Here is a 16,837-nt window from a genome sequence, read left to right as displayed (position 1 = left end):
CTACCAATGTAAGGGAGAGATGACACCCATTTAGGGAACCATCCTCCCTCTTGGCATTTCCTATGCTGTTGATAAAGGAGAGAACAAAATGAAGGTATCATTATTTATCACCTGTTTATCCGATGCAATCTATCCGCGTGTCGGGGAAGCCATGGCGAGGATTCTCAGCCGCTACGGGGTGAAGCTGCATTTTCCCGAGGCTCAGACATGCTGCGGGCAGCCTGCGTTCAACAGCGGATACTGGGATGAGGCGCGCGCCAGTGCGAAAACCCTCTTGGAAGCCTTCGATGACAGCGATTTCGTTGTGTCGCCGTCCGGTTCATGTACGGGGATGATTCACCATTATTACCCGGCTCTTTTTAAAGATGATCCAGTGTTACTGGAAAAGACCCGCCGTTTAATCGATAAAACGTATGAATTCACCCAATTTCTCGTCAACGTATTAGGAGTCAAAGATGTAGGGGCTACCTTCCCGCATAAAGTCACATACCACCCATCCTGCCATGGAACACGGCTGCTGGGAATTAAAGATGAACCGCGGGTGTTGCTTTCCAATGTAAAAGGGATAGAGGTCATCGATTTGCCGTTTGCGGAAGATTGCTGCGGATTCGGCGGGACTTTTGCCGTGAAAATGTCCGATATCTCGGGGGCGATGGTGGGGGAAAAGGTAGATCACATACTGGAAACCGAGGCTGAAGTGCTGGTCGGTATGGATATGGGTTGCCTCATGAATATTTCCGGACGCCTCCATTATGAAGGAAAGCCGGTTCGTGTCATGCATATCTCAGAATTGCTGTATGAAGGGGTGAAGTAGAATGAGCGGTTTCAATCCGACCTTAAACATGAAGGAACGGGCTCAGGTTGCACTCAATGATGATTTTTTGCGAAACGCAGTGAAGTTTACCACGGAAAAGCTTCGCTTCGGCAAGAAAAACGCCTCTAGTGAACTTGGTAATTGGGAAGAATGGCGCGAGCGCGCGCGGGCAATCCGCCTGCACACCATCGCGAACCTTGATTATTATTTATCTGAGTTTGTGAAGAACGCGCGGGCAAAGGGGACGCACGTTCATTTTGCCGCCACCGCGCAGGAAGCCGTAGAGATTACGATGAAAATTATGGCTGCCAAAGAAGCGAAGTCGGTCGTGAAATCAAAGTCTATGGTTTCAGAAGAACTTCATATTAACCATGCGCTTGAAGAAGAAGGGATTGAAACGATTGAAACCGACCTCGGCGAATATATTATTCAATTGGCGGGTGAAACGCCTTCCCATATCATTATCCCGGCCATCCATAAAAACAAGCAGCAGGTGGCCGACCTTTTCTCGGAGGCCGGAGGAGAAACGCTCCCGCCGGATACGAAAGTGCTTGCCGGATTTGCACGGGCGAAGCTGCGCGAGAAATTCCTGCAGGCGGACGTTGGAATGACGGGCTGTAATTTTGCAATCGCGGAAACAGGCTCCATGGTTCTGTTCTCGAATGAGGGAAATGCCCGCATGGTAAGCACTGTTCCCAAAACGCAAATCACCTATATGGGGATGGAGAGGATCATTCCTTCACTGGATGACCTGGAAGTGATGGCCACGATGCTACCTCGTTCGGCGACAGGCCAGAAGTTGACGGTGTATATGTCCGCGATAACCGGACCGCGCCGAACAGAGGATGCCGACGGGCCGGAAGAAATGCATATCATCATCATTGATAACGGACGGTCTCAGCAGCTTGGCGACCCTGAGTTCCAGGAAGTGCTGAACTGCATTCGCTGCGGTGCCTGTTTAAACGCGTGTCCCGTTTATCGTCATGTGGGCGGCCATGCATATGGCTGGGTTTACAGCGGCCCGATAGGTGCCGTCCTCACGCCGCGATTGAATCAGGATATGGAAAAATGGGGCGAAGTCGCGTACGCCTCCAGTCTGTGCGGAGCGTGCTATGAAGCTTGTCCGGTGAAAATCCCGCTGCACGATATGCTCGTCTATATCCGGCGGCAAAAAGTAGAACAAGGATATACCCCTGCCGCGGAAAAAATGGCTTTTAAAGGATTTAAGTATGTCATGTCAGATTATAAACGATTTAAACGTTCGATAAAGCTTGGTAAATTCGGGCAAAAATTCATAGCCGAGGATGGCGTGATAACGTCTAAAATCGGTCCTTTAAAAGGATGGAACACGTATCGCCACGCACCAACGGTAGCTAATCAATCGTTCCGCGACTCCTGGGAAGCACTTGACAATGACCTTCACCGGGAAATGGCCGGAATGGACCCGGACATTATGAAACGCATGAAAGAAATTCTGGCGAAACGGGGGAAAACAGACCATGAGTAATTCCAAAGATATGATTCGTGAACTGGACGAACAGGCGGCGAAAAAAGAAGCCGATTTTATGAACCATATTGCCAGCCGCCTCCAGCGTTCACGCATTACCGAAAAACCTCAACACCCGTTTCGCGGAGCCCCTGATTTTTGGAACGCATATGAACTCCCGCTTGACAAGCGAGTCCGCTTATTTATGGAGAATTGGACGGGAATCGGCGGGATGGCTGAGAGATTCTCTACCATGGCCGGTGCTTTTCGCTACATAACAGATGTGGTGAAAACAATGCAGGCAAAATATATCATCCGCTGGGACGATCCGGAATTTGAAAAGGGCCACTTTGATGAGAATCATCCCGATACGGAGATTACCGTTTGGAACGAGCAAGTGAACGAACATCTCATATCCAAAGCCGCCGGAGCCGACATCGGAATTGCCATGGTTGACTATGCCATCGCCCACACGGGCACTGTCGTCGCCATGTCCGGCAACACCAAGGGGAGATCGGTCAGCCTGCTGCCGACGGTGTTTATCGCCATTGTACGGGCCGAAGATATAAAAACGCGCATGGGTGAGGTCGTGAAAGACCTGCAGGCCAGATTCGGTACCAACCTTCCGGCAGGTATTCATTTTATCACCGGCCCCAGCCGTTCCTCCGACATCGAAAATGACCTGACCATTGGCGTTCACGGCCCCGGCATCGTGTATGCGCTTGTGGTCGGTTGAGTTTTGGTTGTGGTTGGGTATCGATGTTAATAAGGAAAGCCGTTCCTAGTATATTGGGGACGGCTTATTTAGTTGGTAGAACTGTTATAGCAGGCTCTGTTCTATACTGTGACATCTTATGGTAGTCTTCAAAACTTCACCCGCCATGAGATGTCGGTTTTTCCACCTAGTGGGTCGTGAGTGGATTTGGTAGAACAGGCAAAAAATAAGGGAGAGGATAAATATCCTTAGAAAATACGATTTACTAAATGTAAAAGATAAACTCAATTCTTTATCGTATTCTTCCTAGGTTCAGCAGGATTATACCTAAACTCCCATAAATCTCTATTTTTAAACGATAGTTCGGAGGATTACTTATTAGGAATAAGAGAAACTGACAAGCTAGAGTTTGGTAAAGTTTTAAAAGCTTCGTTTGGTCATCATAGTGAATAACGGAAGCCGTTCCTAGTATATGGGAACGGCTTATTTGGTGGTGGAATAGTTATAAGCCGGGTCTAGGCAAAAGTCCTTTCTCGACATACTCGCTGTTATGGTATATTCTTGGCAGAGGTTTTTTATTTTTATACACTTTTATGGGAGGGGATGTAGTGATGGAACGCTTAACTGAAGAAGAAAAAAACGGGGTATACAAAGCTATATTTAATCGAAGAGATATCCGAGCATTTCTTAATACACCTATTCCTCATACGAAATTATATAAACTGTTGGAGGCAGCCCATCACGCTCCGTCTGTAGGCTTTATGCAACCGTGGAACTTTATTATTGTACAGGCTCAAGAAATAAAAAACCAGCTGGCTGCCATCGTAGACAAAGAGCGCCGGGCTTTAGCCATACATTACGAAAACACGGATCGTGAACTTACATTCTTAGATTTAAAAATAGCAGGCATTAAAGAAGCCCCGATTACCATTTGTGTTACATGCGATCCTTCCAGAGGCGGGGATCATGTACTGGGCAGAAATTCCATTCCTGAAACGGATATCATGTCGGTAAGTTGTGCGATACAAAATATGTGGTTAGCTGCCTATGCTGAAGGATTGGCTATGGGATGGGTGAGTTTTTATAAGAAATCTGATGTAAGAAGAATTCTTAACATCCCTCTACATATTGATCCTGTCGCTTTAATTTCCATAGGTTATACAGATCATTATCCCGAACGTCCTTTGCTTGAAATTCATGACTGGGAAAGACGTCATGAATTGAAACATCTCCTTTTTGAAAATAAGTGGGGAATTGAATACATTAACAAAGATATATAGGGGATTTGCTGTTTTTTGTAAATGCTCGCGTAAAAATAATGAAGGATACATCTGGTTTTTCCGAGTGAGAAAACGTTTTGTGTTACATACTAATTCTGTATATTTTAACATGTGCAGAAGAGGTGAATGTGATGAACCAGTATCAAGAGGCGATTCAGAACTATAAGGAAAACGTAGGGGCCTTTCAGGAAATTAGCCCGGATTTCACAAAAGCGTACAATGATTTTACGGGGGTTTGTTTCTCTGCTGGAAGTATTTCTGAAAAAAATAAACATTTAATTGCCCTGGGAGTAAGTCTGGCTTCTCAGGATGAGTACTGCATTTTGTATCATACGATGGAAGCGCTGCACCAGGGGGCGAGTGACCGGGAAGTATATGAAACTCTCCAGGTCGCGGCGGCTCTCCGGGGAGGTTCGGCTTTTTCACAGGTGACGCTTGTCCGCCACGCGCTGGATGAATTTAAGCAGGCCATTCAATAAATTCCGGCACGTTTCACCTTGCTTTGGCAGGTGGTATAAAAAAGGTAACGGAATGATAGGAGGCACGCATATGGCTGATAATAAAAAACCGAAACATGCAGAGGCGGCCGCGAAAAACGGACAGATCGATCCGTTGGATATTCCACAGATGGCCGGGATGGCAGATTATGACGATGAAAATGAAACAGGCGACACGCCGGAAGACAGACAGTGGAACCCGCTGGATACCCCGCAAATCGCGAATTCTATTAGTGCGCAGCGCCGCCTTGGACGCGGGGCACCGATGCCCGGATTGTATATCGCTGAAGATGATAATGGGCGTGGTAACCCCAATGACGGTGAAGAGAATCAAACGATAGATGAGCGGCTGCAGGCAATCGAGGAAAACATACAAACAATAAAGCAGGGCATGACTGAAAGTTCGGAAAAAGTGAAAGAATTGATGGAAAATGTTAAAGATTTAACGGGAAGAAAAGATGATATAGACTAAGCGGAAAAAGCAGGAGATCGTACAGTTGAACCGGCCCTGCTTTTTTTCACGAATATATGCAAAATAAGTTTGCAGTAAGTGCCAAATTGTTTATGGATGCAAAATTATATTGCATATAAACATAAAGTCACTCTGCTTTTTTCTTTTCTTATATTGGCATGATTTTTGCTTTATGATAGGGGTACACGGTGAAATTTGAAATGTGGAGGAATGAGGATGAGTCAATCTACATCAATTATAGAAAAAACCGAGAAATACGGAGCGCATAACTACCATCCTCTGCCGATCGTGATATCAAAGGCAGAAGGAGTGTGGGTGGAAAGTCCGGAAGGCCACAAATACATGGATATGCTCAGCGCTTATTCTGCTTTAAACCAGGGACACCGCCACCCGAAAATTATCCAGGCGCTCAAGGACCAGGCAGACAAAGTAACGCTCACTTCCCGCGCTTTCTTTAGCGAGCCGCTCGGCGAGTTTTATGAAAAAGTAGCGAAAGTAACGGGAAAAAATATGGTTCTGCCGATGAATACAGGTGCGGAAGCGGTAGAAACAGCAGTAAAAGCGGTTCGCCGCTGGGCCTATGATGTAAAGAAAGTACCGGAAAATCAGGCGGATATCATCGTGTGTGAAGGAAACTTCCACGGCAGAACGACAACCATCACTTCTTTCTCTTCAAGCGATGAGTACAAATGTGGATTCGGACCATTTACACCTGGATTTAAAATCATCCCCTATGGCGATATTGAAGCGTTAAAACAGGCGATTACACCGAATACGGCGGCCTTTTTGGTAGAGCCTATCCAGGGGGAAGCTGGAATTATCATTCCGCGGGAAGGATTCCTGAAAGAAGCATACACGTTGTGTAAAGTAAATAATGTCGTGTTTATTGCGGATGAAATCCAGACGGGATTCGGCCGTACAGGGCGCCTATTTGCCAGTGAATGGGAAGATGTTGTACCGGACATGTATATTATGGGGAAAGCTCTTGGCGGCGGCGTGTTCCCGATTTCAGCGGTTGCTGCGGACAAAGAAATTCTCGGCGTATTCGAACCCGGCTCACACGGCTCAACATTTGGCGGCAATCCGCTCGGCTGTGCTGTTGCTATTGCGGCCCTTGAAGTCATCGAGGAAGAGGGTCTTGTGGACCGTTCACTAGAGCTTGGCGCTTACTTTATTGAAAAGATTAAGGAAATAAAAAATTCTTTAATCTCCGAGGTGCGCGGACGCGGTCTGTTCATCGGCGTGGAACTTACGACAGCGGCTCGGCCGTATTGTGAACAGCTGAAGGAACTTGGTTTGCTGTGTAAAGAAACACATGAGAACACGATTCGTTTTGCACCGCCGCTCGTTATTAAGAAAGAAGAATTGGACTGGGCGATTGAGCGGATTAAGCAAGTGCTTGATAAGGCAGAAGTATCTCAGACTTGAAAAAATAACGCGGACATTGTACGCTAATAAAAATGATATACGGCGCAATAGGTGCCCCCTTAGGGGGGAGAATAGGGAAGAAAACACGCGGGCCCGCCACTGTAATCGGGGAGCTACTGGCAGTCACTGGAACCGTACCGGGAAGGCTGTCAGCCGAAGGCAACGATCCGACAGCCAGGAGACCTGCCTATTGTGGGAGACATTTTTTGCGAGGACAAGAAATGCGCTTATATTCTGGTAATGGCAAGTCCAGGTCTTATTTGATCTGGACTTTTTTGCATCCTTAGCGTCGTCGTTCATTTTACAACCATTATATTTATCGGAGGAGAAAAAATGAGCCAAATCAGTCAAAGCCGTACATTGGAAGAAATCTTTGCACGTATCAAGCCATTGGATGACGATTGTATGAAGAAAGTTGGGGAGCGCGTGAACAATTTGACCAAGCCGCCAGGAAGTTTGGGTGTGCTGGAAGAGATGGTCATTCGCCTGGCAGGTATTCAGGGAACGGAGACGCCTGTGCTTGATAAACGTGCCGTTGTTGTCATGTGCGGGGACCACGGGGTGGTCGAGGAGGGAGTCAGCGCTTTCCCTTCTGAAGTGACTGGATTAATGATGGGGAATTTCTCACGGGGCGGAGCGGCGATTAATGTTTTTTCCCGCCTGATGAAGGCGGACGTCGTTGTTGTGGACGTGGGCAGCAAGCTTAGCGAACTGCCGGACGGTGTGCGAGCGGCGAAAGTCAAAAGTGGAACGAATAATATGGCGCACGGGCCCGCTATGAGCCGGGAGGAAGCAGCGGCAGCCATACAGGCAGGCATTCGGATTGTGGATGAACTTGCGGCGCGGGGGCACAGGGCGGTCGCCTTAGGAGATATGGGGATCGGAAATACGACGCCGAGCGCTGCTATCATCGCAGCCGTAACGGGCCGTCCAACGGAAGAACTGACAGGGAAAGGGACAGGTCTTAACGAAGAAAAACGGCGCGCAAAGGTACAAATTATTGACCGGTGCTTACAGGTAAACGGGATAACCGACGATTGGCGTACGAAATGGGATGGAATGGATGTGCTGGCGAGAGTAGGCGGGCTGGAAATCGCCGGGCTTACCGGAGTTGTCATTGGCGCTGCCGCTAACAAAATGGCTGTGGTGGTCGACGGGGTTATCGCAGGTGCGGCTGCTCTCGCAGCATACGAGATATGCCCGCAAGTGAAAGACTATCTTTTCGCTTCTCACTTATCGGAAGAACCGGCTCACCTCGCCGCCCTTTCTCATATCGGGCTCCGCCCGTGCTTGCATTTAGGAATGCGGCTGGGTGAAGGATCGGGAGCGGTTCTCCTCTATCCGTTGTTGGATGCCTCACTTGGTATGCTGTATGGGATGGCGACGTTTGATGATTTAGGACTGTAGTTAGATTGCGGAGAATAGTGGACAATTACGAGCAGATAACATATCATTATCTACAGATTTACTAACCGAATACACCACAGCAGTCGAATGAATGTCCATTGAATGCCCATTCCTGCAGGGGAAGAACGGTGTAAGTCCGTTGCGGTCCCGCCACTGTAAGAGACAAGTATCTCAAGCCAGAATACCTGCCTGCTGTGCAAACATAAGACCCCCTACGCGGATATAGGGAGTGTTCTCTTACTTACGTATAAATGTTTTCAATTAACGTAGAAACAGGACGTCTCTTCTCAACGGGGAAGAGGCGTTTTCTTTTTTCTTATGATAGGGGAGGGGTGCTCATGGGTAAGCCTTCATATCCACTTATGCTTACGCTGACAGGGCGATTGTGTGTGGTAATTGGCGGCGGAACGGTTGCCGTACGAAAAATTAAGTCATTGCTGGCGTCAGGAGCCGACAGAATCACGGTCGTCAGTCCTGAGGCAGCCAGTGAAATCATACATTGGTCTAAACAGCGGCAAATCGTCTGGAAGCAGAAAGTTTTCTCACCGGATGACATCGAACGGGCGGTGCTCGTGTTTGCAGCGACGAACCATCCGGAGGTGAACCGGTCCGTATATGAGGCGCTCGCTCCCGGACAATGGATTAATATAGCGGACCGGCCGGATTTAAGCACATTCACGGTTCCTTCTCATTTCAGGAGCGGACAGCTTACGATTTCCGTTTCTACCGGTGGGGCAAGCCCGGGGCTGGCGCGTAAAATCAGCGGGGAGCTCAAGGAACAGTATGGTGAGGTGTATGGAAACTATATTGACTTTCTTGCACGGAGCCGCTCAACTGTACTTGCCACGGTTGCGGAGGAATCGCAGCGGCGTGCCATTTTCAAACGTCTGCTGGATAACGACTTCTTTACATGTATCAAAGAACAGGATGATAAGCGGCTTGGAGAACTGTTTAACCAGCTCATCATTGAAGTCACCGGAAAAGAATCGGACCAATAAAAATAGCACTTGGCTGGAGACAACACAGATAGAGGAAGTGGGGGAACCAACGAATATGGGCCAAACGGATACAAATCAACGGGATACAAATCAACCGGATAAAAATCGTGGACTTACCCTTGTATACACTGGAGATGGAAAAGGGAAAACAACGGCCGCACTTGGCCTGGCTGTACGGGCAGCGGGGCGCGGAAAAAGGGTCTTGTTTATACAATTCATTAAATCACCCGAACGGACCTATGGTGAGAAAATTGTCTTCGATAAACTTGGAATTGAAATCTGCCAGAAAGGTATCGGCTTTACCTGGCTTAAAACACCGGAAGAGCACAGGGTGGCCCTGCAAAGCGCCTGGCAGTTTACAAAGGAAAAAGTGCTACATGGCGATTATGACGTAGTCATTCTCGATGAAATTAACAATGCCCTCGCCATTGAGAAATTTCCCATTGATGATGTATTGCCGCTTGCGGAAGTGCTTGACCTCATCCGCAGCCGTCCGCATGGTATGCATCTTGTCCTTACCGGACGCAGTGCCAAACAAGAAATCATTGAGATTGCGGACCTTGTGACGGAGATGAAACCGGTTAAGCATTACTATGATGAAGGCATACCGGCTGTACTGGGGATAGAATTCTGATGAGTACGGTTGAAAAATTTGGGCATGGTGGCGATTTGACGACCGCTTCCGACCTTTTTGGTGTAAGAAAGGACGAGTGGTTCGACTTTAGTGCCAATATTAATCCTCTTGGTCCCCCTGTGGAAGTTGTCGAACGGTTACATAGAGAAATGAAAGGAATTATTCATTATCCGGATCCGGCCCACCGTTCTTTTGTGAGGCAGCTTGCCCGAAAATATGCGATTGACGAAGAGATGCTGCTGGTCGGCAACGGGGCTGCAGAATGCATCGCTCTTACCATTCTTGCGTTCGCTCCCCGCCAGGTGGGAGTTATCGACCCGTGCTTTTCCGAATACAGGCATCTTGCTGAACAATTCGGGGCGAGTGTGAGTCGCTGCAGCGTCTCCCATTCGGCAGGTTCGCTACCGCCTCTAGACGGGATTTATCCATTGTTCAGGGAGTGCGATTTGGTTTTCATTGGCCACCCTAATAATCCGACCGGATTAATGTATACCCGCGGTGACCTGGAGGTACTGGCCGAATGGGCGGAAGAAACGGACACGTGGCTTGTTATCGACGAAGCGTTTCTTGATTTTCTTTCTCCCGGTGACCAGTCGACGCTTCTGCCATCCCTGCATATGTTTTCAAGAGTCATTCTAATTCGTTCAATGACCAAATTTTATGCGATTCCCGGCTTACGCCTTGGATTTAGCATAGCAAACCCTACGGCCATCAAGAAGATGAAGTCCAGACAGGTGACCTGGAGTGTAAACAGCCTGGCACTGGCTGCGGGGGAAGCCGCTCTTACAGCCGTCGATTATGAAGAGAGATCACGTGAACTGATTGCGCGGGAACGTACTTATTTATTTGAGAACCTCTGTGGACGATTCGGCTGGAAGGTATGGCCTGGCAAAGCCAATTTTCTCCTGGTTCGTTTACCCTATGACAGGAGAGCGGATGAGTTGCAGCAAAGGATGGGTGCGAAAGGAATATTAATCCGGAATTGCAGCATGTACCCGGGCCTTACCGAACATGATTTCCGCATTGCCGTACGTAGTCGTGAGGAGAATAACCGCTTTCTTTCGGTTCTGTCCGGCGTGATAGATGAATGGACAGAGGAGGGAGACCGATGAGTCTTATTCTGGTCACAGGGGGCGTACGTTCGGGGAAAAGTGCATTTGCCGAACGAATCGCCCGGGAAACATCCGATTCCGTACTCTATGTTGCAACGGGTGTATGTACGGATTCTGAGATGGAGCAGCGAATTGAATATCATCAAAAACGGCGCCCGGTTAGCTGGGGATTGCTTGAAAGCTCCGATAGCCTTGGTTCGGCAGAAGTGTACGATGGATTCGATGTCATTTTAATTGATTGCCTGAGCACGTGGATTAGCAATGCGTTGTTAACGGTGCCGGAAGACAGCATACGTGATTCAGGTGTCACGAAGCGCATTCTTAATGATACAGCCGATTGGATCTCGTTGATTCAAACATTCGCAGGTACCGTCATTCTCGTATCCACCGAAGCAGGTCTCGGGGGCGTTGCGATGTCCCGCCTTGGCCGGTGGTTCCAAGATGTTTTGGGAGAGGCCAATCAGCAAATCGCCCGTGCCGCTGACGAAGTGTACGCCGTAATCTCGGGTATACCATGGCAAATCAAAGGGGAAAAGCGATGAATCCATTACTTCATGCGATTGCTTTTCTCACCCGCATTCCGGTTCCTTATGTAAGCCATTCAACAAAGGACTGGGAAAAAAGTGTGGCCTATTACCCGTTTGTCGGCTTGCTGATTGGCGTTCTTCTGTGGGGGGCGGGGATGCTGCTGGCTTATCTTTTTCCCCTGCCGGTCGCGGCCGTTCTGACGATGGCTTTCTGGGTATTTATCACCGGAGGACTTCATGTAGACGGGTGGATGGACCTTGCCGACGGCTTGGGAAGTAATCGGCCGAAGGAAAAAGTGTTTGAAATTATGAAGGACAGCCGCGTCGGTGCGATGGGCGTCATCGCGGCCCTCCTTCTTTTTATGGTGAAAGGAACGACCCTCTATGAAGCGGTTTCCCTGCACCGGATGGAGTGGCTGATTATTTCGCCGTTTATTGCGCGCTTCTGCCTTATCATGGCTATATGGTTCTGGCCGTATATAACGGAAAAAGGGATTGGAACAGGCCTGCGCAATGGCCTTACTGCCATCAATGTGGGTGTGGGTTTTCTGTTCACGGGATGTATCGTCTATTGGATTGGCCGAATATCCGGTCTTGCGGTTTTTATTATGACCATTGCCGGGGCGGTTTTTTTCATCCGGATGATTGTAAAAAAACTCGGCGGATTAACAGGGGACTGCTACGGGGCTGTCGTGGAATGGACAGAAATGGCTGCCCTCGTGCTGCTCCTGCTGATGAAAAGGTGGATAGGATGAGATGGATCTGGGTCCGGCATGGACAAACGGATAGAAATGTGCGGGGGTGTTACCTTGGGCATTTGAATCCCCCACTGAATGAGGAAGGAAACAGACAGGCACAGGCTGCAGCTAATCGGCTTCTTGGTGTAAAGATTGATTGTATCTATGCCAGTGATTTAGCGCGGTGTATGCAAACCGCCTCGATGATTGGAGAGCATCACGGACTGAATCCGGTTCCTGTGCCCGCTCTGCGCGAATTACATTTTGGAGAATGGGATGGCCGGACCTACAACGAAGTGATGGAGACGGATGGCACCCGCCTGATGGAATGGTATAACCATCCGTACGATGTGTGCACACCGGGGGGTGAATCCCTGATGGATATGGGCCGGCGCATTGATTTGTGGTTGAAAAGCGTGATGGATTTGACGTCCCATGGTGAAACGGCGGTTCTGGTCAGCCATGGGGGGCCGATCCGCTGGTTTCAATCGCAGTGGCTTAGCAGGAAACCTTATTCTTTTTGGGAGGTCTCCGGCTTGCGCCACGGGGAAATTTTGATAGTGGAATGGGATGGAAACCGGTGGGTAGCGGGCGATTAAAAGAGAATCGTTGGACAACGGGGGAGAGGAAATGAGAATAGGAACAGGAATGGCGTGTCATACATTTGGCGAACTGGTACAAGGGCAGGTAAATCGCGTTCCTTTTCTCATATCCCTTCCGATAGAGAGCTATGTGAAAGCTGCTTTTTATCCCGATTTGGCAGAAGAATTACTGACACCGCCGGGGAAAGCAAAAGTCCGACATATCATCAGACGCATGCTCGAAGAGAATGGTCTGCCTGTTCGTGGCAGGCTGGATATCGAACAGCCGCTGCCTGAAGGGAAAGGATTTGCGACAAGTACCGCCGATATGCTTGCCGCGTGCCGCGCAGTAGCAAACGCATACGGGGTAACGCTCCCACCTGCTTATCTGTCCCGATTGCTTGCCCGATTGGAACCAACAGACGGGATCATGTACGATGAAATTGTCGCGTACTATCATCGACGGGGTAGACTGCTCGACCGAATCGGCCATTTACCGCCAATGAAAATTATCGGTATAGACCGGGGTGGCAAAATAGATACGGTTTCCTTTAATAACCAGATCATAACGTACTCATTCGAACAGGAAAAGGAGTACGCGTGTTTGCTTAAAAGGCTAAAAAGAGCTGTAAAAGAGGGCGATGCTCCAACGATTGGACAAATTGCGACCCGCAGCGCCGAAATGCATCAAATCCATTTGCCCCATCCTTTTTTTTCGGAATTAGTGGCTTTATCGGAAGAAGTACAGGGGCTGGGAGTGGTGGTCGCACACAGCGGGACGCTTGCTGGAATTCTTCTCGATGCCGCTTCGGAAGCGATTCGGGAACAGGCCGATTACATAGCCGGAAAAATGGCTTCCGTCAAGCGGAAAACGTATCGTTTTACGGTTCGCAGGTTGGCAGAAAGGAATCTAACATATGACACAACTATTTCGTACGATGAGCACATACCATTCTCTCATCTGGCCGGAAGTGACAATGACCCATAAAGATAACCATCTGCTGCTTCAGACACAGCAGCCGCTTACAGTCGTAAGCAGTGCACTCTGGGGCGGTGGGATTTCACAGGCGACTCATTTTGTCAACTGGCATGTTCCGTTAGATTATAGCGCCGAAAACCCCGTGGAACAAATGAGGGGCCATCTGACTGGCTGGGGATACCCTGTCTCGCAAACGGTCGGATTGCAGACGGCAGCATCCCTTACGAGCGGGTCGGTTCATGAAGAAAATGGCGATCAGTTTCGCATCATTTGTATGGCTACTGCCGGAACCGGTAACAGTGCGCGTGCCGGGCGTCTCCGTCAGACGTTCTCCGCCTATCAATGTGGAACCATTAACATTTTTGTGCTACTTGATGCACGGTTGACTCCTGCCGCCATGGTTAACGGAATTATCACCGCTACCGAGGCGAAGGCGGCGGCACTTCAAGACCTGGGAATCCGTGACGAACACGGTGAGATAGCGACAGGAACGACGACGGATTCCATTGTGATTGGCTGTAGCCAGAATCCTGAGTATGCTTCCCACCTGTTCGCCGGCGTCGCCACGACGGTTGGAAATTCTATCGGCCGGCTTGTCTATGAAGCGGTGTGCGAAGCGGCAGCCGTTGAGAAAGAGGAATAAAAATGGTTCATTTCTTTATTTTACTTGCGGCCTTCATCACGGATTGGATAGTCGGTGATCCGCGTTCAATTCCGCATCCTGTTGTCTATATGGGCAAGTGTATTTCGTTTCTGGAAAAACTCATTCGCAAATCGGTAAATGAGCCGGCGCGAAAGACGGCGGGAATCCTGCTGCCTGTTTTACTTGTCGGCGGAAGCTATGCATTGACAGCTTTGCTGCTTAAAGGGCTCATGCTCATCCACCCGTGGTTGGCATGGCTGGCCGCAGTCTGGCTGATTTCAACTACAATCGCAACGAAAAGCCTTGCGGATGCCGGGCTTGAGATTTACCGCCTGCTAAAAGAAGAGAAAATAGAAGAGGCGAGAAAGTCGCTTTCCATGGTTGTAGGGCGGGACACCGAATTTTTACCCGAACCTGAAATTGCGAGAGCGACTATAGAAACGGTAGCCGAAAATATTGTCGATGCCATTGTATCTCCACTATTCTATGCCGCGATTGGCGGTGCGCCGCTGGCCATGGCGTACCGTGCCGCTAACACGCTGGATTCGATTGTTGGCTATAAAGATGAACGGTTTATCAATCTGGGGTGGGCTTCCGCGCGGTTTGACGATGTCGTTAATTATATTCCGGCCCGCCTGTCGGCTGTTATGGTTGTTTTAGTGAGCGGGGTACTCCGCCTTGACTGGAAGCGCTGCCTGTATGTGATTTTGCGGGATGCCAGATTGCATCCAAGCCCGAATAGCGGTTTTACGGAAGCCGGAGTTGCAGGAGCGCTTGGCATTCAACTGGGCGGCCTCAACTACTACCGTGGAGTTGCTTCGCACCGGGCCAAGCTGGGCGATGTCACCCGGCCTATACGTATGGAAGACATCAGGGAAACCGTTACAATTATGCGGCTGGTATCCGTTTTTTTTCTGTTTCTTTGTTTGCTCGGCATTGTGGCTGGGCTGCTCGTTTTTTCATTTATTTAGAATCTAGCAGGTGAGCGATATGATATCGTTTAAAATGGGACAGGAAGAAAGAGTAATAACAATTTAATCGGAGTTCACCTTATTAAGAAAGAAGGGTAAACATGCAGACTTTACAAATCACACCTGAAAAGACAGCACTCGTTGTCATCGACCTGCAAAAAGGAATTGTCGGTTTAAAAGGAGCACCCTATGATGGCCCTGCCGTTGTCCGGAATACGGTGAAGATGGTTGACGCGTTTCGGGAAGCGGGAGGTTTTGTCGTGTTCGTCCGGGTAGACTTTCATGGACACGATGCGCTGCGCCCGATTACAGATAATCCGGCCCCAGCAGTTGAGCGGCCAAGTGGTTGGTCTGAACTTGTTCCTGAGCTGAATCCACAGGCCACGGATTATATCGTGACGAAACGGCAGTGGGGAGCTTTTTACGGGACAGATCTCGATTTGCAGCTCCGCCGCCGCGGGATTGATACGATCGTACTCTGCGGCATCGCTACCAATATTGGCGTGGATACGACGGCCCGTGAGGCCTATCAGCGTAACTATCAGCAAATTTTTGCGATTGATGCGATGACCGCTTTGTCCGAGGAAGCGCACGAATTTACACGGACGAATGTTTTTCCCCGTATCGGGCGTGTGCGCACAAGCGATGAAATCATCGCGGCTCTTGCAAAGTAACCGGATGCCGGATGCTTGGAAACTTTCTAAGAACTGAGCGACTTTTCTGGTGGCTGTGCGTCAAATAATTGGGTAAAAGGTTGTGTTCATGCAATGAGTTAGGATGACGTACAGGAGGAGAAGCAGGGTGGACAACAAAGATAAGGTACGCCTTATACGGTCAGATAAACGCGTACAGTCAAACAAAAGGGAAACTTCCGGTGCGGTTGTGTACCATTTGCCTTATAAAGAGATGAAGCGAAAGAAAACCTTTCGCGATTGGCTGCCGGGCGGTAAATGGGGGGAGAAGGTTCGCCGTGTTGGATGGATGGCTTTGCTCGCTGTTGTGCTTATGCTATCCGGTGCTTTAGCAGACAAGGCGTTTTTTTCGCAGCCCCCGGTTACAGGTCAGGCGGTTGTTCAGGATGTCCGAGAGCTTTCATATTTGACGACGGTCCAGGCTATTATGACGACGACTCTCGAAGGTGAGGACGCGTATAAATGGTTTAATGTAAAGCTGCCCGGAACAGACCGCTTCTTTCACTTTGATGTCCCGGCCACGATTCTCGCCGGCGTGGATTTGACAAAGCTTCAACTACAAGACGTCAGTATTGATAAAGATAACAAGCAGATTACGCTCATGCTGCCTCATGCTGATTTCCTGGAACAGCCCAATATCGATATTGACAAAGTAAAGAGTTATACCAATCAAGGAATCTTTCGCCCTAAAATGACGTTTGCCGAAGAAAAGCAATTTCTTGCTCAGGCAAGAGAAAAGCTGCGCCAGCAGGCAGCAGCCAATGGCATACTTGCAACGGCGGAGGACCGTGCGGTTAAGGTCCTGCAGCAAATTTATAAGCCGGCCGGCTATCACGTAAACATTGCATTTCGTTGAATGCTCCA

General features: G+C 49.1%; 19 protein-coding genes and 2 riboswitches. All 19 genes read left to right on the top strand.

The window, feature by feature from the left end:
- Positions 1–88: 88 nt before the first annotated feature.
- The 19 genes from H525_RS0115765 to H525_RS0115675 all read left to right on the top strand — a co-directional run bounded on the left by H525_RS0115765 (position 89) and on the right by H525_RS0115675 (position 16,829).
- Positions 89–814 carry a (Fe-S)-binding protein gene (locus tag H525_RS0115765; protein ID WP_027416965.1) on the top strand — a complete coding sequence of 242 codons (726 nt, stop codon included), beginning with the start codon at positions 89–91 and terminating at the stop codon, positions 812–814.
- Position 815: 1 nt separating this feature from the next.
- Positions 816–2,321 (top strand): LutB/LldF family L-lactate oxidation iron-sulfur protein, encoded by a 1,506-nt coding sequence (locus tag H525_RS0115760; protein ID WP_027416964.1) that lies wholly within the window; start codon positions 816–818, stop codon positions 2,319–2,321.
- Positions 2,314–3,036, top strand: a complete 723-nt coding sequence (locus H525_RS0115755; protein WP_027416963.1) for a LutC/YkgG family protein — start codon at positions 2,314–2,316, stop codon at positions 3,034–3,036. The genes H525_RS0115760 and H525_RS0115755 overlap by 8 nt, the downstream gene beginning before the upstream one ends.
- A gap of 590 nt (positions 3,037–3,626) precedes the next feature.
- Positions 3,627–4,295, top strand: coding sequence for a 5,6-dimethylbenzimidazole synthase (gene bluB, locus H525_RS0115750; protein WP_027416962.1), 669 nt, complete (start codon positions 3,627–3,629; stop codon positions 4,293–4,295).
- A gap of 131 nt (positions 4,296–4,426) precedes the next feature.
- Positions 4,427–4,774 carry a carboxymuconolactone decarboxylase family protein gene (locus tag H525_RS0115745; protein WP_027416961.1) on the top strand — a complete coding sequence of 116 codons (348 nt, stop codon included), beginning with the start codon at positions 4,427–4,429 and terminating at the stop codon, positions 4,772–4,774.
- Between the two features lie 70 nt (positions 4,775–4,844).
- Positions 4,845–5,264: a hypothetical protein gene (locus tag H525_RS0115740; protein ID WP_027416960.1), complete on the top strand. Its 420-nt coding sequence runs from the start codon at positions 4,845–4,847 to the stop codon at positions 5,262–5,264.
- 216 nt (positions 5,265–5,480) lie between these two features.
- Entirely contained in the window at positions 5,481–6,692 is a 1,212-nt protein-coding gene (locus H525_RS0115735; protein ID WP_027416959.1) for an ornithine--oxo-acid transaminase, read from the top strand.
- A 32-nt stretch (positions 6,693–6,724) separates the two neighbouring features.
- Positions 6,725–6,897: riboswitch (cobalamin riboswitch) on the top strand.
- Between the two features lie 128 nt (positions 6,898–7,025).
- On the top strand, positions 7,026–8,099 hold the full coding sequence (gene cobT, locus H525_RS0115730; protein WP_027416958.1) for a nicotinate-nucleotide--dimethylbenzimidazole phosphoribosyltransferase: 1,074 nt from the start codon (positions 7,026–7,028) through the stop codon (positions 8,097–8,099).
- A gap of 64 nt (positions 8,100–8,163) precedes the next feature.
- Positions 8,164–8,306: riboswitch (cobalamin riboswitch) on the top strand.
- A 131-nt stretch (positions 8,307–8,437) separates the two neighbouring features.
- Positions 8,438–9,097: a precorrin-2 dehydrogenase/sirohydrochlorin ferrochelatase family protein gene (locus H525_RS0115725; protein ID WP_035101578.1), complete on the top strand. Its 660-nt coding sequence runs from the start codon at positions 8,438–8,440 to the stop codon at positions 9,095–9,097.
- Positions 9,066–9,731, top strand: a complete 666-nt coding sequence (gene cobO / locus H525_RS0115720) for a cob(I)yrinic acid a,c-diamide adenosyltransferase (protein WP_425387714.1) — start codon at positions 9,066–9,068, stop codon at positions 9,729–9,731. The genes H525_RS0115725 and cobO overlap by 32 nt, the downstream gene beginning before the upstream one ends.
- Positions 9,731–10,843: a threonine-phosphate decarboxylase CobD gene (gene cobD / locus H525_RS0115715; RefSeq protein WP_027416955.1), complete on the top strand. Its 1,113-nt coding sequence runs from the start codon at positions 9,731–9,733 to the stop codon at positions 10,841–10,843. The genes cobO and cobD overlap by 1 nt, the downstream gene beginning before the upstream one ends.
- A complete protein-coding gene (gene cobU / locus H525_RS0115710; protein ID WP_027416954.1) occupies positions 10,840–11,385 on the top strand; it encodes a bifunctional adenosylcobinamide kinase/adenosylcobinamide-phosphate guanylyltransferase in 546 nt (181 codons plus the stop codon). Before cobD ends, cobU begins: the two co-directional genes overlap by 4 nt.
- Positions 11,382–12,125 (top strand): adenosylcobinamide-GDP ribazoletransferase, encoded by a 744-nt coding sequence (gene cobS / locus H525_RS0115705; protein WP_027416953.1) that lies wholly within the window; start codon positions 11,382–11,384, stop codon positions 12,123–12,125. Before cobU ends, cobS begins: the two co-directional genes overlap by 4 nt.
- Positions 12,122–12,706 carry a histidine phosphatase family protein gene (locus H525_RS0115700; RefSeq protein ID WP_027416952.1) on the top strand — a complete coding sequence of 195 codons (585 nt, stop codon included), beginning with the start codon at positions 12,122–12,124 and terminating at the stop codon, positions 12,704–12,706. The genes cobS and H525_RS0115700 overlap by 4 nt, the downstream gene beginning before the upstream one ends.
- 31 nt (positions 12,707–12,737) lie before the next feature.
- Complete coding sequence (locus H525_RS24405) at positions 12,738–13,676, top strand: GHMP family kinase ATP-binding protein (protein WP_051331091.1); 939 nt, start codon at positions 12,738–12,740, stop codon at positions 13,674–13,676.
- The gene (locus H525_RS0115690; protein WP_425387713.1) at positions 13,627–14,310 is read left to right on the top strand and encodes an adenosylcobinamide amidohydrolase; all 684 of its coding nucleotides are present in this window, start codon (positions 13,627–13,629) and stop codon (positions 14,308–14,310) included. The genes H525_RS24405 and H525_RS0115690 overlap by 50 nt, the downstream gene beginning before the upstream one ends.
- A 2-nt stretch (positions 14,311–14,312) precedes the next feature.
- Positions 14,313–15,281, top strand: a complete 969-nt coding sequence (cbiB, locus tag H525_RS0115685; RefSeq protein WP_027416950.1) for an adenosylcobinamide-phosphate synthase CbiB — start codon at positions 14,313–14,315, stop codon at positions 15,279–15,281.
- Between the two features lie 101 nt (positions 15,282–15,382).
- Positions 15,383–15,955 (top strand): hydrolase, encoded by a 573-nt coding sequence (locus tag H525_RS0115680; protein WP_027416949.1) that lies wholly within the window; start codon positions 15,383–15,385, stop codon positions 15,953–15,955.
- Positions 15,956–16,082: 127 nt separating this feature from the next.
- Positions 16,083–16,829, top strand: coding sequence for a DUF4230 domain-containing protein (locus H525_RS0115675; RefSeq protein WP_027416948.1), 747 nt, complete (start codon positions 16,083–16,085; stop codon positions 16,827–16,829).
- Positions 16,830–16,837 lie beyond the last annotated feature (8 nt).

This window comes from Aneurinibacillus terranovensis DSM 18919, from assembly GCF_000430625.1.
Classification (GTDB): Bacteria; Bacillota; Bacilli; order Aneurinibacillales; family Aneurinibacillaceae; genus Aneurinibacillus_B; species Aneurinibacillus_B terranovensis.
The sequence above is the reverse complement of the archived record's forward strand: the minus strand, read 5'-3'. Positions and strand labels throughout refer to the sequence as shown.